The organism is Agrobacterium sp. 16-2014-1-2a (assembly GCF_053522705.1).
This window is the reverse complement of the sequence record NZ_JBNWBX010000001.1, coordinates 108,055-131,161: the sequence shown is the minus strand read 5'-3', so window position 1 is coordinate 131,161 and position 23,107 is coordinate 108,055. Positions and strand designations below refer to the sequence as shown.

The following is a 23,107-nucleotide window of genomic DNA, read 5'->3' as shown; positions in this document are numbered from 1 at the left end:
AGAAACCGACCCGTCAGCGACTATGACCCCATAGCGCCTTCATCTTCAACAAAAAAGCCGCCCCGGTGCCGGAGCGGCCTCTGTTTCATTATCTTGCGCATGTTACAAGACGCGGACGAACAGAGCCTAGCGGCGCGAGCCCCGCGCCACACGTTCGATTTCCTCACGCACGAGACGCTCCACCAGGGTCGGCAGATTGTCTTCCAGCCAGTCCTGCAGCATCGGACGCAGCATTTCGGCGGCCATATCCTCGATCGAGCGTCGTTCGACGCCATCGAAAATTTCCGCAAGTTCGCTGAAGGAACGGGCGATCTGCGCACCGGCAGCCTCGGAAATGAGGTTGAGCGACAAACCGCCCTCTTCCTTGGATTCGGCCAGATCGAATGACGGCATCTCGACAGCAGGTTCCTGCACCGAAATCTCGAAATGATCCTGGGCTACAGGCGTTTCGATGGCGCCACGCAGCGTCAGCTGGTCGAAGCGGTTCTCGAAAGCTGCGCTCTCGACAGCGGCAGCAGCAGCACGATCCTCGGCGGCAAAAGCTGCCGGCTGTTCACTGGTGCTCGCGGCAGCGGCCGCCAGCAGCGGCCGCACATCCGTCGGGCGCTGCGGCGCAGGGCGTTCAACCTGTTGCGCAGCCGAAGGCTGCGGTACGCTGGAGGAATGAGCGGCCGGGGCCGCCTGCGCGGGCTCACGCTGCGCCTGGGCGGCAAATGCCTGCGGCCCCATGGCAGCGTTGCGGTCGGCGGCAGCGCGAACGCGGGCGGCGACATCGGCAAGCGACATGCTTTTCTCGGCCGAGATTTCCTGCTGTTCTGGCGTCTGCTTTTCGGAGGCCGCGGAAAAATCCTGCACCGGCCTTGCGCCAAATGCCTGGTTTGCGGCGGGGGGAACGCGCGCCGGCGGGCTGATGGCCTCCGTCACGAAGGACGCTTCGCCTGCGCCATCGTCTTCGTCGTCATAGACAGGCGGCAACTGCCCGGAAAACGCGCCGGTAGGCCCGGTCTCGTTGCTTTCGATGATCCGGCGTATGGACGCCAAGATCTCTTCCATGGACGGTTCACGCGCTACGCTTGGCTGAGCCATATCAATCCCCGGTTTCCACTCTCTAGACCGCCTTGCGTCCATACGGACGCCAAAAGGACGCTCCAACATTTTAAATCTGCACACCGTTCCTGTCGAAAATCGCTTCCGGTTTTCGGGCCGATGGCCTGAAAAGGGGTAGAAATACGCACACCCCGAATCACCCTTAGTCTAGGGCAGCATAGTCAGGAACTAAATCACTGATTCGACAAGTTTCGCCGTGATGCACAGCTTTGTGAGAATGGTTTTTTTGGGCAATTGGGTGGGCGAAGCGGGTCTGCCGGTGCGGCACCCGCAAAAATAAACGCCGGGGCGGAAAGTCCACCCCGGCGTCCAAAACAATGATCGCTTTTAAAGATCAGAAAACGAATTCGGCCGCCTTGGCAAAACCGGGCAGAGGCTTGATCGACGCGTTGAAAGAGGTTGCAGCCGAGGTGCTGTTGCCATCGCGACGGTAAACGGTTGCCTTGGCAGCGTTACCGTATCCGACAACGACGACCAGACGTCCGCCATCGCGCAGCTGGTCGGTCAGTGCCGCCGGCACTTCCTCGACAGAGCCGTTGATGAAAATCAGGTCATAGGGTGCTTCGCCCGCATAACCCTTTTCGAGATCGCCGGTGACAACAGCAACATTGTCATATCCGAGCGAGGCCAGCGTCTCAGTCGCCTCAGCCGCCAGCGTTTCGTCGCATTCGAGCGAAACCACCGAACCGGCGAGCTGGGACAGGATGGCCGCGGTATAACCCGCGCCGCCGCCGACTTCCAGCACCACGTCTTCCTTGGTCACCGCCGCAAGCTGCAAAAGCTTCGCCAGCGGCGAGGCCTTCATGACGTAACGGGCCGGGCGACCATCCCGGGCGGGACAGATCTGCAGATCCTCGTCCACATAGGCAATCTGCCGCACACCCGCTGGCACGAAAGCTTCGCGCGGCACGCTCAAAAACGCCTTCAGCACCGAATGCGACGTCACGTCGGTCGTGCGCAACTGGCTGTCGACCATGTTGGCGCGTGCGGTTTCGAAATCCATCATATCGTTATCGCCTCAATTTCGCGGATGCCGGTCGGGAAGCCTCGGCCCCAAAAGCTCAAAACGGCACGGGTCTCCCCTCGCCTTTAAACAATCTCATAATTGCCCAAGCCTGCGCTTTCAAGCGCGGTGAGCCCTAAGTGCTGGAAAAAGCGAAATGGCCGGGATTTTTTAGAACAGCAAGGGCAGCCGATGACCGCAAGGTTAGCCAAAGGTTCAAAAAAACAGGTTCTATTCGGTGAAATTTTTGGAGGCCTCGCCCGGAATTGAACCGGGGTACAAGGATTTGCAGTCCTCTGCGTCACCACTCCGCCACGAGGCCTCACACGCTCATGAATTCGAGCGATGGCGGGCATTTAGAACGAATCCATTATGCGCGCAAGAGGGTTCGTTCCGAATGTGCTGTTTTTTCCGATCCGATGGACAAAGGGCAATCGACCACGTCCTAAGCCCTTCGGATTCCGACATTTTTTGTATCTCACTCATATTCCAGAAGAAACAATGCCCGCAGCCGGGGCTTTGCGCGGGTGCGGGCAGTCGCTGCATCTTCAATGCGGATCGATCAGATGCGACCCAGCAGAACAAGAACGAGGACGATGACCAGAACCAGTCCGAGGCCACCCGAGGGACCATAACCGTAATTGTGGTAACCCCAGCTTGGCAAAGCACCGATCAAGAAAAGAATGATGAGGATAACGAGAATGGTGCCGATCATGTTTAGCCCTCCATGAATAATAGGTATGCGCGGTATTTAATGATCAAACACGCAAAAAGTTCCGTTTCCTCCATCCGCTTATGGCGTGGGCCGAGAATGCATCTCCAGCCGATTCAAAGGGTTAAACGGCATTTGCGGACAACGCGGCGGGTCGTGCGCGCGCACGGCGGCTGCGATTGGCGACGCACCACGCTCCGGCCCCGGGGTGATCGACCATGGTAGCGATTTATTCGAGGTAATTTCTCGGTCTATGTATATCGCGTACCGTTCGTCATACTAAATCAAGTCACCCGTTCCCTGAAACTGGCGGGGGACTGGGAGACCTGGTATCACTGGCAGTGCGCCAGGTCTCACCTGTTTCCTTCTTCTCCGGCGATCTTCCCGCCGCACGCAAACCGTTCCCCAAACAAGCACACGGACATTTTACCTGCGGCGCTGTACGCCACGCTTGCCTTGCCTCTTTCTCTCCGGTTAGACCCCGGATCGGGAGGGAGAAATGAGAATCATATGTCCGGTTTTGCGAACCTCATCCCGCTTTTCATCTTCGGCCTGCTCGTCTACGCTTTCTTCCGCTGGGTCGCGCGCGACACTCAAAATCCGAGACGCAAGTAGCAGGTGCGAATAGCTCTGCCCTTTATCACTCGCGGGGAACCGTTGCGCCTCCATATCGTTTTCGCAGATGCACTTCGGAGGACAGGATGAAAACGCTCGTATCATTGGCCGCAATCGCGCTTACGCTTGCGGGCTGCACGACCTCAGGCCCGGCCGCTTATGTCGAACCGATCCCCGGCAGCATCACCTATAAGGGCCAGCCGCGCACCAAGCTGACGAAATCGCCGATCGGCAGTACCTTCAGCCACGAGTTCCGCATCGACGGCAGCACGAGGGCGGTGGAAACCTATCGCATTGCGCCAGATCGCTCGCTCGAACTCATAGACCGCCGCATCATTCGCGATTGGCTGTTCGGACGCGACGACTGACCGCACCGCAAGCCAACCGAAACCAATTGCGCATTCTGCCCGCTTGGTTTAGAGCCGGGCACGATAACCAACACGGATGAGCGATGAACACGCGCTGGCAAAAACCCGTCCTGATCGCGTTCGAAACGCCGGGCGACTATACGAGCATCGAGACCACGCAGGCGGCATCCTGGGCCATGATCGAGGATTGGCCGATAGAGGACGGCGATGCGTTGGACGCGGCGTTGCTGGTCTGCGCCGCCGTCGATGCCGGCAGGAAAAAGCCGGAGGATGCGCGCAAGGCCTTCATCGCCGCCGCAATCGAGGCTGGCCTCGACATCAAGGCCTGACGGCATCAAGACCCATGGTCGAGAATTAAAATGGCGTCCTGAGGCTAAACAAGTCAGGACAACAGGTTTAAAGGGTTAAATCAGATGGAAGCTTCTGGAAACATGAAAAAAGCCCTGTTCATATTTCTCCTCTCCTGCCTCGCCATCGGCCTTCTCGGCCACCTCGTGGTCGCCTTCGTCGTTACCGGCTGAAGCACCGATGTCCACTCCGTATTATGGCGGAGCGGCAGGGCATTAAAATTTCCTAAATTTCATTCTGCTGTTATGGAACCGCGATAAATCTTTTCCGTTCTCTCTTCGATCAACAAGGAGGATTGAAATGCGTGACGGATTGAATGGTTTTCTCGAAATTTCCATGCTCGGCGTCGTGATTGCAAGCTGCCTTTTCATGGTCAACCTGCCGATCTGACCCGCCTTAAAAATCATTCCCTGCGGTACCGGCGACGTTAGATGCCGGGGTAAGAAAATGCGGCCTTTCGGGCCGCATTTCTTTTTCCAGCAATGCAGGCTCAAGCAGAAAGCTTGGCGGCCAGCTTGGCGACATGTGCGCCTTGGTAGCGTGCGGCTTCCAGTTCGATAGCGGAAGGCTGACGCGAGCCGTCGCCATCGGTGATGGTGGAGGCGCCATAAGGCGAGCCGCCCTTGATTTCATCGACGCCCATCTGGCCCTGGAAAGCATAGGGCAGACCGACAACGGCCATGCCGTGGTGCAGGAAGGTGGGGAGGAAACCAAGGATGGTCGATTCCTGACCGCCGTGCTGCGTGGCCGACGACGTGAAGGCCGAGCCGACCTTGCCGACAAGCTTGCCGCCGAACCACAGACCGCCGGTCTGGTCCCAGAAATTGCGCATCTGTGAGGCAACCGTGCCGAAGCGGGTGCCGGCGCCGACGATGATGGCATCGTATTCTGCCAGTTCGTCAACAGTCGCGATGGGGGCAGCCTGATCGAGCTTGAAGTGTGAGGATTTGGCGACTTCCTCAGGAACCAGTTCCGGAACGCGCTTGACGACAACTTCCGCGCCGGCAGACTTCACACCTTCGGCAACGGCATATGCCATCGTCTCGATATGGCCGTAAGATGAATAATAAAGCACCAGAACTTTTGTCATTTTCTTTGTATCCTTAGGGTTAATCGTCTCAGGCGTACCAGCCAGAAGCCTTTTTAAGAACGCGATGATCATTAGTGGTGACCCGTTACAAGCATGTGATGCAAAGGTAGCCCAGAGGCCGGTCCCACACCAGCGGTGCATCCGCATACGCACTGTTCGCAATCAGTGAACGAAACGCCGGAACGTCAACCTTTCATAGATAGACATTTTTTCAAAACCGCTTTGCATTCACCGGGCGGCGGACTAACGTCGGACAAAACAGCTGACGAGTACCCCCCATGTCCAATCCCTCACCCACCCCATCTGTCGTGACCGCCGCCATGCTCGCCATCGGCGACGAATTGCTGTCGGGACGCACCAAGGACAAGAATATCGGGCACCTCGCGGATGTGCTCACCATGTCCGGAATAGACTTGAAGGAAGTGCGCATCGTCGCCGACGAGGAGCACGCAATCGTCGAAGCGCTGAATGCGCTGCGCGCCCGCTACGATTATGTCTTCACCTCCGGCGGCATCGGCCCGACCCATGACGACATCACCGCTGATGCGGTATCCGTGGCTTTCGGCCTGCCCTGCGAGCACGATGCCGAGGCTTTGCGGATATTGGGTGATATGTACCGTGTGCGCGAAATGGAATTCACCGAAGCGCGCAAGCGCATGGCCCGCATGCCAAGGGGGGCAAGCCACATCGCCAATCCCGTCTCGGTCGCCCCCGGCTTCGTCATCGGCAACGTCCACGTCATGGCCGGCGTTCCGCAGGTGTTTCAGGCCATGCTGGACAATGTCATGCCAACGCTGCGCACCGGCGCGAAAGTCATGTCGCAGTCGGTGCGCTCTCCCTATGGCGAAGGTGACATCGGCACGCCGCTGACCGCAATCCAGAAAGCGCACCCGGAAACCAGCATCGGCTCCTACCCGAAATATGACGGACAACGCTTTTCGACGGAGATCGTCGTGCGCGCCCGTGATGCCACCGTCCTGAAAGCGGCGGCGGATGCAGTGGCGACGATGATCGAAACCATTGGTCAGGAAAAAACACTGTCGGCCAGCAAGGGCGATGCAACCGCCTGAGACGAAGCGGATTGACCAAAATCAAGGTGGCACCCGGCAGAGGTAGCCACTCTACCAAAAACGACGCGTCACCGAGGAGCTAAAAAATGGGTTACAAAACGATACTGGCAGTGATCGACAATGTGGAGAACACGCAAAAGCTCGGCGATTTCGTGGTAAGTCTTGCCAACCAGTTTTCCTCGCATGTGATTGGCCTGCACATGGAAACGCTGGCCGCCGTTCCGCTCGTCGCGCCGATGGAAATTCCCGACCCCGCTACCGTTCAGGTGCTTCAGGACGTGGCGCACAAGGAAACCACGGATGTTGGAAACCTCTTCGAACACACGCTGTCTGCCAATGGCATCTCGCATGAGTGGCGCAGCTTTGTAACCTCGGTGGGGTACGCCTCGTCATCGGCAATCGATAGCGCGCGCTGCGCCGATCTCATCGTCGCCCGCCAGAGCAACTCCTCCGCACTCTCCGACAGCCGCTCGGATATAGACGGCTTTCTCCATGAAAGCGGCCGCCCTGTTCTTCTCGTTCCGCATGTGCTGACGGTTGCCAAACCGGTCAAGCGTGTACTGATCGCCTGGAACGGCTCCCGCGAGGCAACACGCGCCACCTTCGATGCCCTGCCCTTCCTGATTGCAGCCGAGAGCGTCGAGATCTTCTCCGTCGATCAGGCCGAGAGCGAAACGCAATCGTCTGGACTTGCCGGAACCGAACTGGCCGCAACACTCGCCCGCCACGGCGTCAACGTCACGGTAACCTCGCAGGAAAAAATCGCCGGCATTTCGCCGCAGGCGGCTATCGAAAACCGGCTGTCAGACCACAGCATCGACCTTCTGGTCATGGGCGCCTACGGCCATTCCCGCTGGTGGGAGTTGCTGTTCGGCGGCGTGACGCGCACGCTGCTCGATTCCATGACGGCGATGACGCTTTTGTCGCGTTAAACACCGGTAGCCGTGGATGAAGCCGCAAGAGCCTGCGCGCAATGCTTGCCTTTTTGCAGGTCTTGCGGCTATTAGCCAAAGCCATCGACAATTTTGACCAGATGGTAGACGACATGTCCCTTCCCGATAAAGCCTTTCCCGTAACCTGGGATCAGTTTCACCGCGACGCCCGCGCGCTTGCGTGGCGTCTTGCCGGCCTTGGCCGGGAGTTCCGGGCGATCGTCTGTATCACCCGCGGCGGTCTCGTGCCGGCAGCGATCATTTCCCGCGAGCTGAACATCCGCCTGATCGATACGGTCTGCATCGCCACCCGCCACGATTACGTCAACCAGGGCGACACGGTTCTCCTGAAGGGCGTGGCGCCGGAGCTGATGTCCGACGGCGGCGAAGGCGTGCTCGTCGTTGACGATCTGACCGACACCGGCAAGACCGCACTGGAAGTGCGCGAAATGTTGCCGAAGGCGCATTTTGCCTGCGTTTACGCCAAGCCGAAGGGCGTGCCGACCATTGACACCTTCGTCACCGAGGTCAGCCAGGACACCTGGATTTATTTCCCCTGGGACATGGGCTTCACCTATCAGGAACCGATCGCCAAGGGATCGCGCGGCTGATCGCCTGTCGCAACCCAAAACCATGCCTGAAAAGCCGTCCCTTCGGGGCGGTTTTTTTGTGTGGAAATGCTTTTTTGGTAACGGCAAAAAAACACGGAAAAACCGCAGTGTCGCCTTTATGCCGCACCCCGGAAATGCGGGGTTTTCGCTTTCCGCTGCGGAAACCAGCCTCGCGCAAGCTTCAAAGTCTCGCGCCAAGTCACTGATTTTTTTGAACGCTTTTGCTATCCCCGTTTTCCACAGGCACTGCACACAATATCTTGTGGTTAAAAAACGGTTTCAATCTATGGCTTGACGAATCTATGCCGCAGGAGGAAAGTGACAGTTATGTTGCGGCGGCAACGGACCGGAAAGTAACGAGGCCGGTTCCTTTCAATCTCAGTTCGCAAGTCCAGAAGGGGCGTCCCGACCATCAGGGGGCGGTTCGCCGGTGGATTTTGCGTGCCTTGCGGATACCGCCAAAAACATGACGCGGGGACTGGCGGCAGGAAGCTGTTGATACTATATTTAGTACTCACATGACTCTTGCAGCCGAATAAGCCACGAGATACAGGGATCACATCCAAGGATGAACATCCCTTACAGATCGGCAAAAACCGGCTGCGCGCATAGTTCGCACGGCTGGAACGAATTTTTGCGCCCTTTGCCGGGCGCCCAATGGACGAGGACACGAAACCATGCGCATCGAACGCCGCTTCACGAAGCCCGGCCAATCGTCTTATGCGGAAATCGAATTCCGCAAGGCCGTCAGTGAAATCAAGAACCCGGACGGTTCCATCGTGTTCCGTCTGGCGGATATCGACGTTCCCGCGCAGTTCAGCCAGGTCGCGACCGACGTTCTGGCGCAGAAATACTTCCGCAAGGCCGGCGTGCCGAAGGTGCTTAAGAAGGTTGAGGAAAACGATGTTCCTTCCTTCCTGTGGCGTTCGGTTGCCGATGAGAAGGCCATGAAGGACCTCCCCGAGGGTGAGCGTTATGGCTCCGAAACCGATGCGCGTCAGGTTTTCGACCGCCTGGCCGGCACCTGGACCTACTGGGGCTGGAAGGGCAAATATTTCTCCACCGAGGAAGACGCACTCGCCTTCCGCGACGAGCTTGCCTATATGCTGGCGACCCAGCGTGTAGCCCCCAACAGCCCGCAGTGGTTCAACACCGGCCTGCACTGGGCCTATGGCATCGACGGCCCGGGCCAGGGCCACTTCTACGTCGACCCCTTCACCGGCAAGCTGACCAAGTCCAAGTCCTCTTACGAACATCCGCAGCCGCATGCCTGCTTCATCCAGTCTGTCGAAGACGATCTGGTCAACGAAGGCGGCATCATGGACCTGTGGGTGCGTGAAGCGCGCCTGTTCAAATACGGTTCCGGCACCGGCTCCAACTTCTCCTACCTGCGCGGCGAAGGCGAAAAGCTTTCCGGCGGCGGCAAGTCCTCCGGCCTGATGAGCTTCCTCAAGATCGGCGACCGGGCAGCCGGCGCAATCAAGTCCGGCGGCACCACCCGCCGTGCGGCCAAGATGGTCGTCGTTGATGCCGACCATCCCGATATTGAAGCCTATATCGACTGGAAGGTGAACGAGGAGCAGAAGGTTGCCGCTCTCGTCACCGGTTCCAAGATCGTTGCCAAGCACCTCAAGGCAATCATGAAGGCCTGCGTCAATTGCGAGGCAGATAACGGCGATTGCTTCGACCCGGCCAAGAACCCTGCCCTGAAGCGCGAAATCCGCGCTGCCAAGAAGGACATGGTGCCGGAAAACTACGTCAAGCGCGTCATCCAGTTCGCGCAGCAGGGTTACAAGGACATCCAGTTCAAGACCTACGACACGGATTGGGATTCCGAAGCCTACCTCACGGTTTCAGGCCAGAATTCCAACAACTCCGTATCGCTGAAGGATGACTTCCTGCGCGCTGTTGAAAACGACGGTGACTGGAACCTGACCGCCCGCAAGGACGGCAAGGTCATGAAGACGCTGAAGGCCCGCGACCTATGGGAAAAGATCTCCCACGCCGCCTGGGCATCGGCCGACCCCGGCCTGCACTTCAACACCACCATGAACGACTGGCACACCTCGCCGGCCGAAGGCCCCATCCGCGCTTCCAACCCGTGCTCGGAATATATGTTCCTCGACGACACGGCCTGCAACCTTGCTTCGCTGAACCTGCTTCAGTTCAAGGATCAGGCAACGAAGCGCATCGACATCGCCGATTACGAACATGCGGTTCGCCTGTGGACCGTCGTTCTCGAAGTCTCGGTCATGATGGCGCAGTTCCCCTCGCGCCAGATTGCCGAACGCTCCTATGAATACCGCACGCTCGGCCTCGGTTATGCCAATATCGGCGGCCTGCTGATGTCCTCGGGCATTCCCTATGACAGCGACGAAGGCCGCGCCATCGCCGGTGCGCTGACCGCCATCATGACCGGCGTTTCCTATGCCACCTCGGCTGAAATGGCTGGCGAGCTTGGCCCCTTCCCGGGCTTTGCGCCGAACCGCGACAACATGCTGCGCGTCATCCGCAACCACCGCCGCGCCGCCCATGGCCTTTCCTACGGTTATGAAGGCCTGTCGGTGAACCCGGTTGCCCTCATCCATTCCGATTGCACGGATCAGGACCTTGTCGCCCACGTTACCGCCGCCTGGGACAAGGCGCTGGAGCTTGGCGAAAAGCACGGCTACCGCAACGCCCAGACCACCGTTATCGCGCCGACAGGTACGATCGGTCTCGTGATGGATTGCGACACGACCGGCATCGAGCCGGACTTCGCGCTGGTGAAATTCAAGAAGCTTGCCGGCGGCGGCTACTTCAAGATCATCAACCGCGCCGTGCCGGAATCCCTGCGTTCGCTCGGTTATTCGGAAAGCCAGATCGCCGAAATCGAAGCCTATGCCGTTGGCCACGGCAATCTCAACCAGGCACCTGCCATCAATCCCTCGTCGCTGAAGGCCAAGGGCTTCACCGATGAGAAGATCGAAGCCGTGAACGGCGCGCTGAAAAGCGCCTTCGACATCAAGTTCGTCTTCAACCAGTGGACGCTGGGCGCCGATTTCCTCAAGGGCACGCTCAAGGTTTCCGATGAGCAGTTGTCCGACATGAGCTTCAACCTGCTGGAGCACCTCGGCTTCAGCAAAAAGGACATCGAAGCGGCCAATGTGCACGTCTGCGGTGCGATGACACTCGAAGGCGCACCGTTCCTCAAGAACGAGCACTTGGCCGTATTCGATTGCGCCAACCCCTGCGGCAAGATCGGCAAGCGTTATCTCTCGGTCGAATCGCATATCCGCATGATGGCGGCAGCACAGCCGTTCATTTCGGGTGCGATCTCCAAGACGATCAACATGCCGAATGATGCAACCGTGGAAGATTGCGGCGCAGCCTACATGCTGTCCTGGAAGCTGGCGCTCAAGGCCAACGCCCTTTACCGCGATGGCTCCAAGCTTTCCCAGCCGCTCAACGCTTCGCTGGTGGAAGATGAGGACGACGAAGACTTCGTTGAAGAACTGATCCAGCAGCCGCTCGCCCAGCAGGCCGTGACGATCACCGAAAAGATCGTCGAGCGCGTCATCGAGCGGGTATCGCGCGAGCGTGAAAAGCTGCCGAACCGCCGTCAGGGTTACACCCAGAAGGCAACGGTCGGCGGTCACAAGGTCTATCTGCGCACCGGCGAATTCGGTGACGGCCGCATCGGCGAAATCTTCATCGACATGCACAAGGAAGGCGCTGCCTTCCGTGCGATGATGAATAACTTCGCCATCGCCATTTCGCTTGGCCTGCAATATGGCGTGCCGCTGGAAGAATATGTGGAGGCCTTCACCTTCACCAAGTTCGAGCCGGCCGGCATGGTGCAGGGCAACGACGCGATCAAGAACGCCACGTCGATCCTCGACTACGTGTTCCGCGAACTCGCCGTCTCCTATCTCGGCCGCCACGACCTCGCCCATGTCGATACCTCTGACTTCTCCAATACCGCACTTGGCAAGGGTATCCAGGAAGGCAAGACCAATCTGCTCTCCACCGGCTGGACACGCGGTTACAAGCCGACGCTGGTTTCCAACAACGAAGGCGAACGTGCTGCTTCCGAACCCAAGGGCTCGGCAACGGCAGCCCCCGCCCGTGCCTCGGCCAACGTCACTTCCTTTGCAGGCTCAGCCGCCCGTAAGCTGGAACCGACAGTCGCGATCTCCACCTCGGAAATCGTCTCCTTCAAGCGTGATTATGAAGAACGCGCCAAGGAACTGGCGGAAGAGATTGCCGAAGAGGTAATCGACGACGTGGTCCAGGAAGCCAAGCAGACCGCCACCGCCCTCTTCTCCGACAAGGCCGCCGCCGACGCGGCATCGGCCAAGGCGGAAGCCAAGAAGAAGGAAAACGAACGCCGCATGCGCTCGATCGCGCAAGGCTATACCGGCAACATGTGCTCGGAATGCCAGAACTTCACGATGGTGCGGAATGGCACTTGCGAGAAGTGCGATACTTGCGGTGCGACGAGCGGTTGCTCGTAAGATATCTCTTCTGTTAGTTTGATACGAAGAACCAACTAAGGACTGGCCAACGAAATATTGGCCAGTCCGAAACCTAAAATCGGTCAGCCAGCAGTTTAACGTCTTTCGATCACTGATAAGTGCTCGTAAAATTGGACTTAAAATGACGAAAACTGCACAGGCCCGTGAAGCATATAATTTGTATCAGCAGAAAAATCTCGCGAGACTCATTTTTCATGCAATAAAGCTATTTTTATATACTGCTGTGCCGGCCACCGTAATTGCGTATTTAACAGATCATATTAGCGGTTTGTTTTACATATTAGCCCCGTTCTTCATTTATTTATCATTCCCTTTCTGGTTTGGACTTTACGTATCTAGTGCGTTGCTGGCGCAGATGGCCGGAGAAAGCCTCGGGAAAAAGACCTTGCTTGGCGACAATCCTACGTTTCCCGACGTCACGTTTCATCTCACAGGCTTTAGAGTTAAGGATGAAAGCAATGAAAGTTGAGTTCAGAGCCAATAATCGGGTAAAATCGACCGAGCCAGATAGGCCCGTTTTCACGCCATGACCGACGAATAAGCGGAAGCCAATGCGCTCGCCGATCCCGACAATCGGCCGCTTTCCGCCGAACAGTTCGCTGCTGCCAAGAAAATGCCGCGCATCAAGATCATTCGCCGGGCACTGAAGTTGACGCAGGAAGAGTTTTTTTGCCCGCTATCACATTCCGCTCGAAACTTTGCGCGATTGGGAACAGAGCCGCAGCGAGCCGAATCAACCGGCCCGCGCCTATCTGAATGTCATGGCCGTCGATCCCGAAGGTACGCCGGCTGCGCTCCGTAGAGGCGCGGCCTGACGCGCCTTATCCCACAAAATCAAACAGCAGCTTCACATTCAGCGCCGCAATTACCACTGCGATGAGCCATGCAAACGCCGAGAGCCATCGCGGGGCGCACAGTTCACCCATCTTGGCGCGGTCGGCGGTGAACATGACCAGCGGGAAGACGGCGAAAGAAAGTTGCAGGCTTAAGACCACCTGCGTCAGTATCAGCAGTTGAGACGTGCCGCTTTCACCGAAGGCGATGGTGACGCCGGCGGCGGGGATGATGGCGATGCCGCGGGTGATAAGGCGGCGCAGCCACGGGGCAAGCCGCATCTTGAGGAAACCTTCCATCACGATCTGGCCCGCAAGCGTTGCCGTAACGGTGGAGTTGATGCCACAGCACAAAAGCGCCACCCCGAACAGCGTCGGCGCAATCGCAAGGCCAAGCAGCGGCGCGAGCAGACTATGCGCTTCACCCAGTTCGGCAACATTCGTCTGACCCGTTTTGTTGAAGGTCGCCGCTGCGAGGATGAGGATCGCGGCATTGATGACGAGAGCAAACGTCAGGGCGATGGTTGAATCGAGTGTCGCGAATTTGAGCGCCTCGCGTTTTTCGGCCAGCGTCTCGCCGATGGCGCGCGTCTGCACGATCCCTGAATGCAGATAGAGATTATGCGGCATCACCGTCGCGCCCAGAATGCCAAGCGCCAGATAGAGCATCTCGGGGTTGGTGACGATCTCCGTCGTCGGCGCAAAACCACGAATCACCTGGCTCCAGTCGGGATCGGCCAGCGCCAGCTGAATGGCGAAACACACCGCGATGACGCCGAGAAGCGTGATGACAAGCGCTTCCACCCAGCGGAAGCCAAGCCTTTGCAGATAAAGGATCAGGAACACGTCAAGCGCAGTGATGAGGACGCCAAGTTCGAGCGGAATGCCGAAAATCAGGTTGAGGCCGATAGCCGTCCCGATGACCTCGGCGATATCAGTCGCGATGATTGCGATTTCGGCCAGCAGCCAGAGGACCATCGCCACCGGTTTCGGATAGGCATCGCGACAGGCCTGCGCCAGATCGCGCCCGGAAGCAATCGCCAGACGGGCACAGAGCGCCTGTAGAACGACGGCCATGATGTTCGATATCAACGCCACCGTCAGCAGCGTGTAGCCAAACTTGGAACCGCCGGCGAGCGACGTTGCCCAGTTGCCGGGGTCCATGTAACCGACCGCGACGAGATATCCGGGTCCGAAGAACGCCATCGCCCGGCGAAACGTACCGGCATTCGGGCTTATCTTGATCGAGCTGTGAACGTCGGACAGCGAGAGATCGTCGCCATTCCGCCGCCATCCAAAGACAGGCTTGTCCATCTTGCGAACTTTCAAATGGAAATTGAATTAATGCAATTGCAAATCATTCGCATAAAAGGGTGTGGACTGGCAAGCGGAGTTTCGAAGCTGTGTGCCGGCGCGAGAGGCCGCAGTAACATTCGGCCTGAACGCAACCATCGGCGCAGCGCGTCATGGATTTAATGAAATGAGACCCCTCCTCCGTCATTCCAGCCTTAAGCCGGAAGCCAGCCAGCCAAGGTCTCTGGGCTGAAAAGACTCTTCTACGCGGCGTAGTAGCCAGTAAACAACGGCAACCCACGGCCAATCCTACCGCGAAACCTCACGGCGTTGTCATCGCCTCCGCCCCGCCATTGCGGAACAGCCGCGTGCATGCCCGCGTTTGTCTGTCACGAAGCAAAGATAGTCCGGGGAAGTTCATGCGAGACGGCAATAAATTCAGCGTGGCGAACCAGCCTTACCGGTGGCCGAAATATATCATGGCGCAGCGAAGGCCGCGCGACTGGCTGATGACCATCAGCGGCGTGGTGCTGCTGGTCATCGTCGCCGCCGCTGTCGCCATGGGTTATCTCGTCACCAGCCATCCCGGCAAGCCAGAGCCGAATACCGGCATCATCGAGGAAAACGCAGCGGAGAACGCCTGATATGCGGCGCAAGACGCGCCGCTTAACTCAGACCCTGAAGATCCCCGCTGAACTGCGCCTCATGCAGGCGGCTGTAATGGCCCTTGGCGGCCAGAAGCTCGGCATGGGCGCCGGTTTCCGCAATACCCGTCTGGTCCACCACAACGATGCGTGACGCATCGCGGATCGTTGCCAGCCGGTGGGCGATGACGAGCGTTGTGCGGCCCTTGGCAAGCTCCGTAAGCGATTGCTGGATGGCCCGCTCGGTTTCGGTATCCAGCGCTGAGGTCGCCTCGTCGAGAATAAGGATAGGCGGGTTCTTGAGGAACATGCGGGCGATGGCAAGACGCTGTTTCTGACCACCGGAAAGTTTCACGCCACGCTCACCGATGACGGTGTCGAGCCCCATCGGCATCGCTTCGATGACGCCGTCGAGCCGGGCACGCCGCGCCGCATCCATGATTTCGACATCGGAAGCGCCGAGCCGGCCATATTCGATATTCTCGCGGATCGTGCCGCCAAACAGGAACACATCCTGCTGCACGATTCCGATCTGGTTGCGCAGCGAGGCAAGCTTCATCTTGCGGATATCGATGCCGTCAATGGTGATCGAACCGCTGGTGACATCATAAAAGCGCGGCAGCAGAGAGCAAAGCGTCGTTTTGCCGGCCCCCGAAGGCCCGACGAAGGCCACCGTCTCGCCCGCATTGATCTTCAGGTCGATATTGTCGAGAACCTGCTTGCCCTCGGCATAACCGAAACCGACATGGCGATATTCAATGGCGCCGGAAAGCGCCGGTGCCTCGATCGCATCCGGTGCGTCGGTGATATCCGGCGCCGTGTCCAGAAGCTCGGTAAAGCGGCGGAAACCGGCAATGCCCTTCGGATAGGTCTCGATGACCGAGTTGATCTTCTCCACCGGGCGGAAAAACACGCCGACCAGAAGCAGGAAGCCAACGAAGCCGCCTTCCGTCAGGCCGCCATGCAGCACGAACCAGGCGCCGCAGATCATCACGATCATCTGCGTCAGCCGCATGCTCATGTAGCTGAGCGAAGTGCTGGCCGCCATGATCTTGTAGGCATCCAGCTTCGTGCGGCGGTATTTCTGGTTGTCCTTCTCAAACAGCGCGCGTTCGTGGTCCTCATTGGCAAAGGCCTGCACCACCCGCATGCCACCGACATTTTCCTCGATACGGGCGTTGAAATCGCCTACCCGACCGTAGAGCGCGCGAAAGTTCTGCGTCATTCGGCCACCGTAACGGCTCGTCACCCAGGCGGTGACAGGCACGACGGCGGCGGTGACGAGCGCCAGCGGCACATTGACCGACAGCATCAGCAGGAATGCGCCAATGAAGGTCATGATGGCGATGAACAGATCCTCGGGGCCGTGATGGGCCACCTCACCGATCTCTTCCAGGTCCTTCGTCAGCCGGCCAACCAGATGACCGGTCTTCTGGTTGTCGAAATAGCGGAAGGAGAGCTTCTGCAGGTGGTCGAAAGCCAGCCGCCGCATGTCGGTCTCGATATTGATGCCGAGCATATGTCCCCAGTAGGTGACTGTCGCCATCAGACCCGTATTCAGGACATAGATGACGAGCAGCCCGACCGATGCGGCGAGGATGATGCCCCATTCGCCACCCGGCAGCAGCACGTCCACGAAGGCTTTCACCGCCATCGGAAAACCGAGCTCAAGCACGCCCGACAGCACCGCGCAGGAAAAATCGAGAATGAACAGACCGCGATAGGGACGGTAATAGGCGAAGAAACGGCGCAGCATGGCGTGACCTGAAGAGCGGGCGCGGCAAGCGGAGGCCGCAATAAAAACGGAGTTCAATTGTCATATTTCAATGCGCGCGCCAAGACCGATGTTCTATTTTTACCAAAATCGTTCAATAGGCTGAGCGATAAACACACAACGGTAATGTGATACGGCTATATTGCACTTATATGTATTGGTGTGACAGAGTGAATGCACCCTTCGGGGAGAATGCGAGAAAGAGCCTGCCGTGAGTAATATTGACAGCCGTAAGCCCAGTGGCGAACCGAGATGGCTTGGTCCTGCAAGCCCGACGCGGATCGCCCTGATCCCGCCAATATCGGCTGCGCGCTGGCTGCTGGTTCTCGTCGCCCTTGCGGGCATCTACTTCTTCCACGGCTTTCTCGTTCCGGTTCTGGCAGCCCTTGTCATCGGCTTCGCCAGCTGGCCGGTCTACACGCGGCTTCTGCGGCAGGTGGGCGGCAACACCACGCTCGGCGCCTCCATCGCCATCATCCTCATCCTCACCTTCCTCGTGGTGCCTATCTTCATCGCCGCTTCCTATACGGCCAGCGAAATCCGCGAATGGTTCGGCTGGGCGGTGCATGTCAACAAGGTGGGCGCACCCGTGCCAGACTGGATCGCGGCGCTCCCCGGCGTAGGCTCCTGGCTCGGCGAGCAGTGGGTGAAATATATCGGCACACCGGGTGCGATCGGCGAAGTGATCCAGCTCGTCAGCGGTGCCAATATCGGCAATATCTACCGGGCGATCCTCGCCGCGGGCAACGGCGCGTTCCACCTCGTGCTGACCCTGCTGTTCATGTTGATCGCGCTGTTCTTTGTCTATCGCAACGGTGCCGGCTTCTCCCATCAGGTCGATCTTGTGGGAGAACGCATCCTGCCGACGCGGTGGGAGCGCATTTCCCGCGTCGTGCCCGCCACCATCAGCTCCACCGTCACCGGCATGACATTGATCGCCATCGGCGAAGGCATAATCCTCGGCATCGCCTACTGGATTGCCGGCGTCCCCTCGCCCGTCACACTCGGCGTGCTCACCGGTGTCATGGCGCTCATCCCGGGCGGCGCGCCGCTCTCTTTCACTCTCGTATCGATCTATCTGGTCGCCAGCGGCTCTCCCGCTTATGGCCTGGGGCTATTCATCTGGGGTTCGGTCGAGCTTTTCATCGTCGACAAGACTATCCGTCCGAAACTCGTCGGCGGCCCGATCAAGCTGCCTTTCCTGCCGACCTTTTTCGGCCTCGTCGGCGGCGTCAAGACCATGGGCTTCCTCGGCCTCTTCATCGGCCCGGTGCTGATGGCGCTGCTGGTGGCAATCTGGCGGGAATGGGTGCGAGAGGTGGAAATCTCCACTGGCGCCACCGTCGACGTTCCGCCGACCCCTACCGCTGAAAATGACCCGCTCGACGACATCGTTGCGCGTGAAGAGGATAGCAACGAAGCGACGGCGTTCCGAAAAGCAGCGTCTTAAACCTCGTCTTCGTCATGCTCGGGCCTGTCCCTGGCATCTGCAACCCAACGATGTTACCAGACGTCGGCAGATCCCCGGCACGAGGCCGAGGATGACATCGCCAAGGGCGGCATCGAGTGTTCTGCAAAGCGCGCCGATAGCGCCCGCCTCGCCTTTAAAGCGTCTTCTCCATGAACAGGCTGAGCGGGTCCGGCTTATAGGGCGCAAACGCCTCAATCTCGACAAACCCCGCCTTGCGGTAAAGACCGATCGCCTCCGGCTGGCTGATGCCGGTTTCAAGCCGGATGGCGGTAAGCCCGAGCTCGACGCCGCGCGCAATGAGCGTATCCATGATCAGCTTGCCGATCCGCAATCCCCTCGCCTCCGGATCGACGAACATGCGCTTGACCTCCGCCGTACCGTCACCCGCCTCCACCAGCGCGCCGCAGCCAACGACACGGCCATCATGCCGCGCCACGAAAAAGGAGACATTGTCCTTTTCCAGCTGGCCGATATCGACCAGATGATTGCTTTCGGCGGGATAAAGCGATGCCATATAGACGTTAGACAGATCGATAAGGCGCAGAACCGCTTCCTGCCGGGGTGTTTCAAGCTTGATTTCGGGGGCCAATGCGATGCCTGCTTTCTCTCAAAAAAATGCGTATTTCGTCGTAATGTCACTGCAATCGAGATAGATGAGTTTCTAGAGCATAATTCCCGACAGAGGCAACACACACCATGAAAACAGCCCTCGTTCTCATGACCTTCCTAGGCTGTGACGACACCGCCACCGATTGCCATTACCTCGCCACCTCGCAGCAGCGCTGGACGAGCATCGAACTATGCGACGCCGTGTCGGAGAAAGAGCTGGAACGTTTCGCAAATGCGTCCTACCCGGTCGTGGTGGCCGTGTGCCAGACACCGGGCGAGCAGACGCCCCAGACTGCGGGCAACGCGCCCGCAACGCAGCCTCCCGCCGCCACGGCCCCGGCCGGAACGGAGGAGCCACCGGCACAGGTCACGCAAAAGGAAGAGGAAAGCCTGACAAAACAGGCGATCAGCCGCGTCAGCCGCATCCTGCCTTCCACTGAAGGCGTGAAGCACCTGCTCGGAACGCCGGTCAGAATGGTGGAAAACAGCTATTCGTGGATTGCCAAGCGGTTCGAGAAGTAGGCCTCAGGCCGCCTCTACCGTCAGCGCTTCCGCATAGTGCCGCGCTTTCTGCCGTTCCTCGGCAATGGTCAGTTTACGCACGGCGTGCAAGAGTTCGAAAAGCGTTTCGGAACCATCGACGTTGCGGAAATGCGCAAGCAGTTCGGCCGATACAGAGGCTGCGGCCTGCGACAGATGCGATCGGGCGGCGCGGCGCCACATCAGCGTCGCCTCAATGAAGACATCAACGACATCGCCCAAAAGACCGACGGACTGGAACAGCGCCTTCAGCGCGTGCGGCCGTCCGGTCGCCAGAATGGCGCGCACCTTGCGGTCATCGAGACCTGAGAGATTGACCATCGCCGCCGTGAAAAACTCCAGCCTGCCCGAACAGACGGCATGGATGAGAAGCGCCGGTGTCAGTTCCAGCCTTTGCCGCAGATGCTCCACCAGCGCCGGCAACTCCGGCGACGAAACATTGGCGGCGATGAGGATGGTGGCGGAATCTTCCGCTTCGCGGAAAATACTGTCGGCGCGGTTGCGCGCGATCAGGGCATGAACAAGCGCCGAACCTGCCAGGGCCTCGCTGACGCGCGCCATCAGAAGATGGCGGGTATCGGCGGGCAGCACCTCCCGGCACAGCAGCAGGTCGCGAATTTCGGCGTTGCAGCCATGCCGCTCGGCAATGCGGCGCAGCGAAAACGGTGTGATGAAGGCTTCGTCGTTCTCTAGAAGGATCATCGTTTCCGGCAGATCACCGACTTCGGCAAGTGCTGCGCAGACACCGCGCGGCAGGCCCCGCCTTGCCGCAATGAAGGCGCGTGTCAGGCTTTCGCCGCGCCCGGCGAGATCGACCAGATCGGCCTCGCCAAGAACCGGCGAGCGGGCAATCACGGTGCAGGCAATCTCCGGCTGGTCTTCGGCAAGCGAAACGAGAATGGCGCGCGGCGCATCGGGATCATCCGCCAGCGCCTCGGCAAGTGCCAGCCGCACGCGCGGAGAAGGGTCGTCGAGAAGATAGGTCATCGCCATATAGGCGGCGTCACGGTTCTCCCGCGCCATGTCTGAATGCAGATAGGCACGGCCAAGCGCATTGGCGGCTTTCGCCCGCTCGGTCGATCCAGCCTTTTCAGACCAGCGAAGAAATGCCTGTACGATCACCTGAGCCTCGAAACACATTCGCAACAATGGACGACGGCATCATTGCCGCCGCCATGTATAAAACTCTAGGCGCAAATAGTTTACGTTTGGTTCACCATAAAATTTAACAGTTGCCGGCGAAGAAGTTCTACGGCGCAGTAGACGGACGCTTCAACTGAAACACGTCGCTGCCGCCGTCGCAGTAGTCCATGTAACCCATACGGGCCACCGGACGTGCCAGTCCCATATCGATGCGACCATCACGAATGATCGCATCGTCGATGTGAATAGCCATGACCTGCCCGATCACCATCCAGGAATCCGCCGGCGTGCCGTCGATGTCCTTCAGCTGGATGATCTCGGTCACGCGGCATTCCAGAACGGCCAGCGCCTCCCCCACGAAAGGCGCATCCACCACCCGCCCGTCAACGGCAGTCAGACCGGCAAGCCGGAACTCGTCGACATCATAGTTCACCGGCGCAGAAGACGCGTTCATCCGGTCGACGAGGTGGCGGCTGACGAGGTTGGCGGTGAAGACACCGGTCTCCTCGACATTGCGAAGGCTGTCCTTGCGCCCGCTGGAGGAAAACATCACCAGCTTCGGCCGGTCCGAAATCGCGTTGAAAAACGAATAGGGCGACAGGTTGAAAGAGCCGTCCCGGCCTTTAGAGCCAATCCAGCCGATCGGCCGGGGCGCGACGATAGCCTTGAACGGATCATGCGGCAGGCCGTGCTGGTTAGTATCGGCGGTGTAGAACATCAGACGTCCCCAACCCAGGTTACCACATCCGCAAGCTCCGGCCGTGGCCGCTCCACAAGCGGGAATGTCGTTGAGCCGATATGAATATATCCGGCGACCTTCTCGTCTGCGGCAATCCCCAGTTCCGACAGGAAGGCCGGGTCGAAGGCAAGCCATTCCGTCAGCCAGTTCGCCGCAAAACCATTGGCGTTGGCGGCGAAGATGAGATTGAGGCACAACGCACCGGCGGACATGATTTGTTCCCATTCCGGAATCTTGAAATGCGGCTTGGCGGTGCTGATGACGGCGATGACGACGGGAGCGCGCGTGAAGCGGGTGCGCTCCGCGTCCTGCTGCTGCAGGTCCAGTTCCGGGTTCTTCTCAAGCGCGATCCGGAGCGCTTCTTCCCCCAGACGCACGCGGTCTTCGCCGCGATAAACGATGAAGCGCCACGGCGCCAGTTTGCCATGGTCAGGCACGCGCACGGCAAGGCGCAGGATTTCCTCGATTTCCGCTTTCGATGGACCCGGCTCGGCAAGTTGCAGGGCGGGGGTGGAGCGGCGAACCTTGAGATAGTCGAGGAGCTTGATGTCACTTGTCATGATCAAAATTCTTCCATTGTGCTGTCATCGCGAAATTATGGGCCTTGAAATAGCCACGGCATTGGTTTTGAAGTGATGCGGGAAAATCAAGAAGTCAATCGGTATCGAAAATGTCTGCAATCAAAATCGCGGCACGTCTGGCCATTGCGTTCGCCGCGATCGGCGTTTTATCACAGGCAGCCTTTTCGCAAGACGCTTTCAAGGACTTCAAGCAGCTTGGCGGCACGCCTAAAATGCCGAAACTCAATGCTTTCACCGCTCCTACCGCCCCGAATGCCCCCGCAAGCACCGCCCGTGATATTGACATGGAAGCGAAACTGACGAGTGAAGGCGAAGCGGTGAAGGAAGGCCTTTCCTGGCGCGTCTTCAGCCCCATTCCGGGCGCTGACGGCAAATTGCCGATGCTGGCAAGCTCCGAGGGTGGTTCGGCGCAGTTCCATCTGGTACCCGGCGAATATTTCGTCAACGTTGCCTTCGGGCGCGCAGGTGTTACCAAGAAACTCAATGTTCCGAGCTCCGGTAATGTCCAGAAACAGGTGCTGATTCTCGATGCTGGCGGTTTCGTTCTGAATGCGATCGCGGGTTCCGACAAACAGATCTCCGCTAACCAGCTCAAGTTTTCCGTCTATTCCTCCGACGCCCGACCGGATGGCGAGCGCGGCCTTGTCATGGCCGACATCAAGCCCAACACCGTCGTTCGCCTCAATGCCGGCACCTATCATGTCGTTTCCGAATACGGCAACGTCAATGCGGTGGTGCGCGCCGATATTCAGGTGGAGGCAGGCAAGCTGACCGAAGCGACCCTTCAGCATCAGGCGGCACAGATCACGCTCAAGCTCGTCTCCGAACAGGGCGGCGAAGCCATTGCCGATACGGCCTGGTCGGTGCTGAACGGCGGCGGCGACGTTGTGAACGAAAGCGTCAGCGCGTTTTCGACCATGGTTCTGGCGGAAGGCGAATATACCGCCATGGCCCGCAACAAGGACAAGGTCTACCAGCGCAACTTCAAGGTCACGTCAGGCCGAGACGCCGATGTGGAAGTGCTGATGAAGGATCAGGCGCCGGAGGACATGACCGGCGATTTCGAATAGGCGTCAATACCCTCAGCCAGTAACGAAAACGGCCCCC

Annotated in this window: 22 protein-coding genes, 1 tRNA gene and 1 pseudogene; 13 read left to right on the top strand and 11 right to left on the bottom strand. The window is 58.9% G+C overall.

Going from position 1 to position 23,107, the window contains the following annotated elements:
* Positions 1 to 126: 126 nt before the first annotated feature.
* From popZ to ACQZ45_RS00680, 4 genes are all read right to left on the bottom strand, one after another.
* Positions 127 to 1,086 (bottom strand): cell division protein PopZ, encoded by a 960-nt coding sequence (gene popZ / locus ACQZ45_RS00695; RefSeq protein WP_065687296.1) that lies wholly within the window; start codon positions 1,084 to 1,086, stop codon positions 127 to 129.
* Between the two features lie 355 nt (positions 1,087 to 1,441).
* Positions 1,442 to 2,113 carry a protein-L-isoaspartate O-methyltransferase family protein gene (locus tag ACQZ45_RS00690; protein ID WP_003515626.1) on the bottom strand — a complete coding sequence of 224 codons (672 nt, stop codon included), beginning with the start codon at positions 2,111 to 2,113 and terminating at the stop codon, positions 1,442 to 1,444.
* Positions 2,114 to 2,358: 245 nt separating this feature from the next.
* Positions 2,359 to 2,432 (bottom strand) — tRNA-Cys (locus ACQZ45_RS00685).
* Positions 2,433 to 2,672: 240 nt separating this feature from the next.
* The gene (locus ACQZ45_RS00680; RefSeq protein WP_003515628.1) at positions 2,673 to 2,825 is read right to left on the bottom strand and encodes a DUF3309 family protein; all 153 of its coding nucleotides are present in this window, start codon (positions 2,823 to 2,825) and stop codon (positions 2,673 to 2,675) included.
* Between the two features lie 698 nt (positions 2,826 to 3,523).
* Between ACQZ45_RS00680 and ACQZ45_RS00675 the strand changes: the two genes are divergently transcribed.
* Together ACQZ45_RS00675 and ACQZ45_RS00670 are read left to right on the top strand one after the other, a co-directional pair.
* Complete coding sequence (locus ACQZ45_RS00675; protein WP_003515633.1) at positions 3,524 to 3,805, top strand: hypothetical protein; 282 nt, start codon at positions 3,524 to 3,526, stop codon at positions 3,803 to 3,805.
* Positions 3,806 to 3,888: 83 nt separating this feature from the next.
* Entirely contained in the window at positions 3,889 to 4,134 is a 246-nt protein-coding gene (locus ACQZ45_RS00670) for a DUF982 domain-containing protein (RefSeq protein ID WP_003515635.1), read from the top strand.
* A gap of 509 nt (positions 4,135 to 4,643) precedes the next feature.
* On the opposite strand, the gene wrbA is transcribed toward ACQZ45_RS00670, so the two are convergent.
* Entirely contained in the window at positions 4,644 to 5,243 is a 600-nt protein-coding gene (wrbA, locus tag ACQZ45_RS00665) for an NAD(P)H:quinone oxidoreductase type IV (RefSeq protein ID WP_019566148.1), read from the bottom strand.
* A 278-nt stretch (positions 5,244 to 5,521) separates the two neighbouring features.
* Here wrbA and ACQZ45_RS00660 point away from each other — a divergent pair, with 278 nt between their 5' ends.
* The 7 genes and pseudogenes from ACQZ45_RS00660 to ACQZ45_RS00630 all read left to right on the top strand — a co-directional run bounded on the left by ACQZ45_RS00660 (position 5,522) and on the right by ACQZ45_RS00630 (position 13,188).
* Entirely contained in the window at positions 5,522 to 6,313 is a 792-nt protein-coding gene (locus ACQZ45_RS00660) for a competence/damage-inducible protein A (protein ID WP_013636292.1), read from the top strand.
* 86 nt (positions 6,314 to 6,399) lie between these two features.
* Positions 6,400 to 7,245 carry a universal stress protein gene (locus ACQZ45_RS00655; RefSeq protein ID WP_003515639.1) on the top strand — a complete coding sequence of 282 codons (846 nt, stop codon included), beginning with the start codon at positions 6,400 to 6,402 and terminating at the stop codon, positions 7,243 to 7,245.
* 113 nt (positions 7,246 to 7,358) lie between these two features.
* The gene (gene gpt / locus ACQZ45_RS00650) at positions 7,359 to 7,856 is read left to right on the top strand and encodes a xanthine phosphoribosyltransferase (protein WP_003515641.1); all 498 of its coding nucleotides are present in this window, start codon (positions 7,359 to 7,361) and stop codon (positions 7,854 to 7,856) included.
* A 22-nt stretch (positions 7,857 to 7,878) separates the two neighbouring features.
* Complete coding sequence (locus ACQZ45_RS00645) at positions 7,879 to 8,151, top strand: hypothetical protein (RefSeq protein WP_162632910.1); 273 nt, start codon at positions 7,879 to 7,881, stop codon at positions 8,149 to 8,151.
* Positions 8,152 to 8,533: 382 nt separating this feature from the next.
* The gene (locus ACQZ45_RS00640) at positions 8,534 to 12,352 is read left to right on the top strand and encodes a vitamin B12-dependent ribonucleotide reductase (RefSeq protein WP_448742113.1); all 3,819 of its coding nucleotides are present in this window, start codon (positions 8,534 to 8,536) and stop codon (positions 12,350 to 12,352) included.
* Between the two features lie 142 nt (positions 12,353 to 12,494).
* Positions 12,495 to 12,842, top strand: coding sequence for a hypothetical protein (locus ACQZ45_RS00635; RefSeq protein ID WP_065659318.1), 348 nt, complete (start codon positions 12,495 to 12,497; stop codon positions 12,840 to 12,842).
* A gap of 57 nt (positions 12,843 to 12,899) precedes the next feature.
* A pseudogene (locus ACQZ45_RS00630) lies at positions 12,900 to 13,188 on the top strand (helix-turn-helix domain-containing protein).
* Positions 13,189 to 13,194: 6 nt separating this feature from the next.
* On the opposite strand, the gene ACQZ45_RS00625 reads toward ACQZ45_RS00630, so the two are convergent.
* Positions 13,195 to 14,520: an Nramp family divalent metal transporter gene (locus ACQZ45_RS00625; protein ID WP_013636297.1), complete on the bottom strand. Its 1,326-nt coding sequence runs from the start codon at positions 14,518 to 14,520 to the stop codon at positions 13,195 to 13,197.
* Between the two features lie 398 nt (positions 14,521 to 14,918).
* Between ACQZ45_RS00625 and ACQZ45_RS00620 the strand changes: the two genes are divergently transcribed.
* The gene (locus ACQZ45_RS00620; protein ID WP_013636298.1) at positions 14,919 to 15,143 is read left to right on the top strand and encodes a hypothetical protein; all 225 of its coding nucleotides are present in this window, start codon (positions 14,919 to 14,921) and stop codon (positions 15,141 to 15,143) included.
* A gap of 22 nt (positions 15,144 to 15,165) precedes the next feature.
* Here the strand turns inward: ACQZ45_RS00620 and ACQZ45_RS00615 are convergent, their stop codons facing one another.
* The gene (locus ACQZ45_RS00615) at positions 15,166 to 16,899 is read right to left on the bottom strand and encodes an ABC transporter ATP-binding protein (protein WP_113291784.1); all 1,734 of its coding nucleotides are present in this window, start codon (positions 16,897 to 16,899) and stop codon (positions 15,166 to 15,168) included.
* Between the two features lie 229 nt (positions 16,900 to 17,128).
* Between ACQZ45_RS00615 and ACQZ45_RS00610 the strand changes: the two genes are divergently transcribed.
* Positions 17,129 to 18,367 (top strand): AI-2E family transporter, encoded by a 1,239-nt coding sequence (locus tag ACQZ45_RS00610; RefSeq protein ID WP_003515654.1) that lies wholly within the window; start codon positions 17,129 to 17,131, stop codon positions 18,365 to 18,367.
* Positions 18,368 to 18,521: 154 nt separating this feature from the next.
* Here the strand turns inward: ACQZ45_RS00610 and ACQZ45_RS00605 are convergent, their stop codons facing one another.
* On the bottom strand, positions 18,522 to 18,977 hold the full coding sequence (locus ACQZ45_RS00605; protein ID WP_003515655.1) for a GNAT family N-acetyltransferase: 456 nt from the start codon (positions 18,975 to 18,977) through the stop codon (positions 18,522 to 18,524).
* A gap of 107 nt (positions 18,978 to 19,084) precedes the next feature.
* On the opposite strand from ACQZ45_RS00605, the gene ACQZ45_RS00600 reads away from it, so the two are divergent.
* Positions 19,085 to 19,519 carry a hypothetical protein gene (locus ACQZ45_RS00600; protein WP_003515657.1) on the top strand — a complete coding sequence of 145 codons (435 nt, stop codon included), beginning with the start codon at positions 19,085 to 19,087 and terminating at the stop codon, positions 19,517 to 19,519.
* 3 nt (positions 19,520 to 19,522) lie between these two features.
* On the opposite strand, the gene ACQZ45_RS00595 is transcribed toward ACQZ45_RS00600, so the two are convergent.
* The 3 genes from ACQZ45_RS00595 to ACQZ45_RS00585 all read right to left on the bottom strand — a co-directional run bounded on the left by ACQZ45_RS00595 (position 19,523) and on the right by ACQZ45_RS00585 (position 21,979).
* Positions 19,523 to 20,677 (bottom strand): DUF2336 domain-containing protein, encoded by a 1,155-nt coding sequence (locus ACQZ45_RS00595; RefSeq protein WP_003515659.1) that lies wholly within the window; start codon positions 20,675 to 20,677, stop codon positions 19,523 to 19,525.
* 109 nt (positions 20,678 to 20,786) lie between these two features.
* Positions 20,787 to 21,398 (bottom strand): flavin reductase family protein, encoded by a 612-nt coding sequence (locus ACQZ45_RS00590; protein ID WP_003515660.1) that lies wholly within the window; start codon positions 21,396 to 21,398, stop codon positions 20,787 to 20,789.
* Positions 21,398 to 21,979, bottom strand: a complete 582-nt coding sequence (locus ACQZ45_RS00585; RefSeq protein WP_003515662.1) for a nitroreductase family protein — start codon at positions 21,977 to 21,979, stop codon at positions 21,398 to 21,400. The genes ACQZ45_RS00590 and ACQZ45_RS00585 overlap by 1 nt, the downstream gene beginning before the upstream one ends.
* 110 nt (positions 21,980 to 22,089) lie before the next feature.
* On the opposite strand from ACQZ45_RS00585, the gene ACQZ45_RS00580 reads away from it, so the two are divergent.
* A complete protein-coding gene (locus ACQZ45_RS00580) occupies positions 22,090 to 23,070 on the top strand; it encodes a hypothetical protein (protein WP_003515664.1) in 981 nt (326 codons plus the stop codon).
* The last annotated feature ends 37 nt before the right edge of the window (positions 23,071 to 23,107 follow it).

Excerpts from the sequence above, each read along its gene's own strand:
- popZ (WP_065687296.1), bottom strand. The coding sequence starts at position 1,086 with ATGGCTCAGCCAAGCGTAGCGCGTGAACCGTCCATGGAAGAGATCTTG.
- ACQZ45_RS00690 (WP_003515626.1), bottom strand. The coding sequence starts at position 2,113 with ATGATGGATTTCGAAACCGCACGCGCCAACATGGTCGACAGCCAGTTG.
- ACQZ45_RS00680 (WP_003515628.1), bottom strand. The coding sequence starts at position 2,825 with ATGATCGGCACCATTCTCGTTATCCTCATCATTCTTTTCTTGATCGGT.
- ACQZ45_RS00675 (WP_003515633.1), top strand. The coding sequence starts at position 3,524 with ATGAAAACGCTCGTATCATTGGCCGCAATCGCGCTTACGCTTGCGGGC.
- ACQZ45_RS00670 (WP_003515635.1), top strand. The coding sequence starts at position 3,889 with ATGAACACGCGCTGGCAAAAACCCGTCCTGATCGCGTTCGAAACGCCG.
- wrbA (WP_019566148.1), bottom strand. The coding sequence starts at position 5,243 with ATGACAAAAGTTCTGGTGCTTTATTATTCATCTTACGGCCATATCGAG.
- ACQZ45_RS00660 (WP_013636292.1), top strand. The coding sequence starts at position 5,522 with ATGTCCAATCCCTCACCCACCCCATCTGTCGTGACCGCCGCCATGCTC.
- ACQZ45_RS00655 (WP_003515639.1), top strand. The coding sequence starts at position 6,400 with ATGGGTTACAAAACGATACTGGCAGTGATCGACAATGTGGAGAACACG.
- gpt (WP_003515641.1), top strand. The coding sequence starts at position 7,359 with ATGTCCCTTCCCGATAAAGCCTTTCCCGTAACCTGGGATCAGTTTCAC.
- ACQZ45_RS00645 (WP_162632910.1), top strand. The coding sequence starts at position 7,879 with ATGCCTGAAAAGCCGTCCCTTCGGGGCGGTTTTTTTGTGTGGAAATGC.
- ACQZ45_RS00640 (WP_448742113.1), top strand. The coding sequence starts at position 8,534 with ATGCGCATCGAACGCCGCTTCACGAAGCCCGGCCAATCGTCTTATGCG.
- ACQZ45_RS00635 (WP_065659318.1), top strand. The coding sequence starts at position 12,495 with ATGACGAAAACTGCACAGGCCCGTGAAGCATATAATTTGTATCAGCAG.
- ACQZ45_RS00625 (WP_013636297.1), bottom strand. The coding sequence starts at position 14,520 with ATGGACAAGCCTGTCTTTGGATGGCGGCGGAATGGCGACGATCTCTCG.
- ACQZ45_RS00620 (WP_013636298.1), top strand. The coding sequence starts at position 14,919 with ATGCGAGACGGCAATAAATTCAGCGTGGCGAACCAGCCTTACCGGTGG.
- ACQZ45_RS00615 (WP_113291784.1), bottom strand. The coding sequence starts at position 16,899 with ATGCTGCGCCGTTTCTTCGCCTATTACCGTCCCTATCGCGGTCTGTTC.
- ACQZ45_RS00600 (WP_003515657.1), top strand. The coding sequence starts at position 19,085 with ATGAAAACAGCCCTCGTTCTCATGACCTTCCTAGGCTGTGACGACACC.
- ACQZ45_RS00595 (WP_003515659.1), bottom strand. The coding sequence starts at position 20,677 with ATGTGTTTCGAGGCTCAGGTGATCGTACAGGCATTTCTTCGCTGGTCT.
- ACQZ45_RS00590 (WP_003515660.1), bottom strand. The coding sequence starts at position 21,398 with ATGTTCTACACCGCCGATACTAACCAGCACGGCCTGCCGCATGATCCG.
- ACQZ45_RS00585 (WP_003515662.1), bottom strand. The coding sequence starts at position 21,979 with ATGACAAGTGACATCAAGCTCCTCGACTATCTCAAGGTTCGCCGCTCC.
- ACQZ45_RS00580 (WP_003515664.1), top strand. The coding sequence starts at position 22,090 with ATGTCTGCAATCAAAATCGCGGCACGTCTGGCCATTGCGTTCGCCGCG.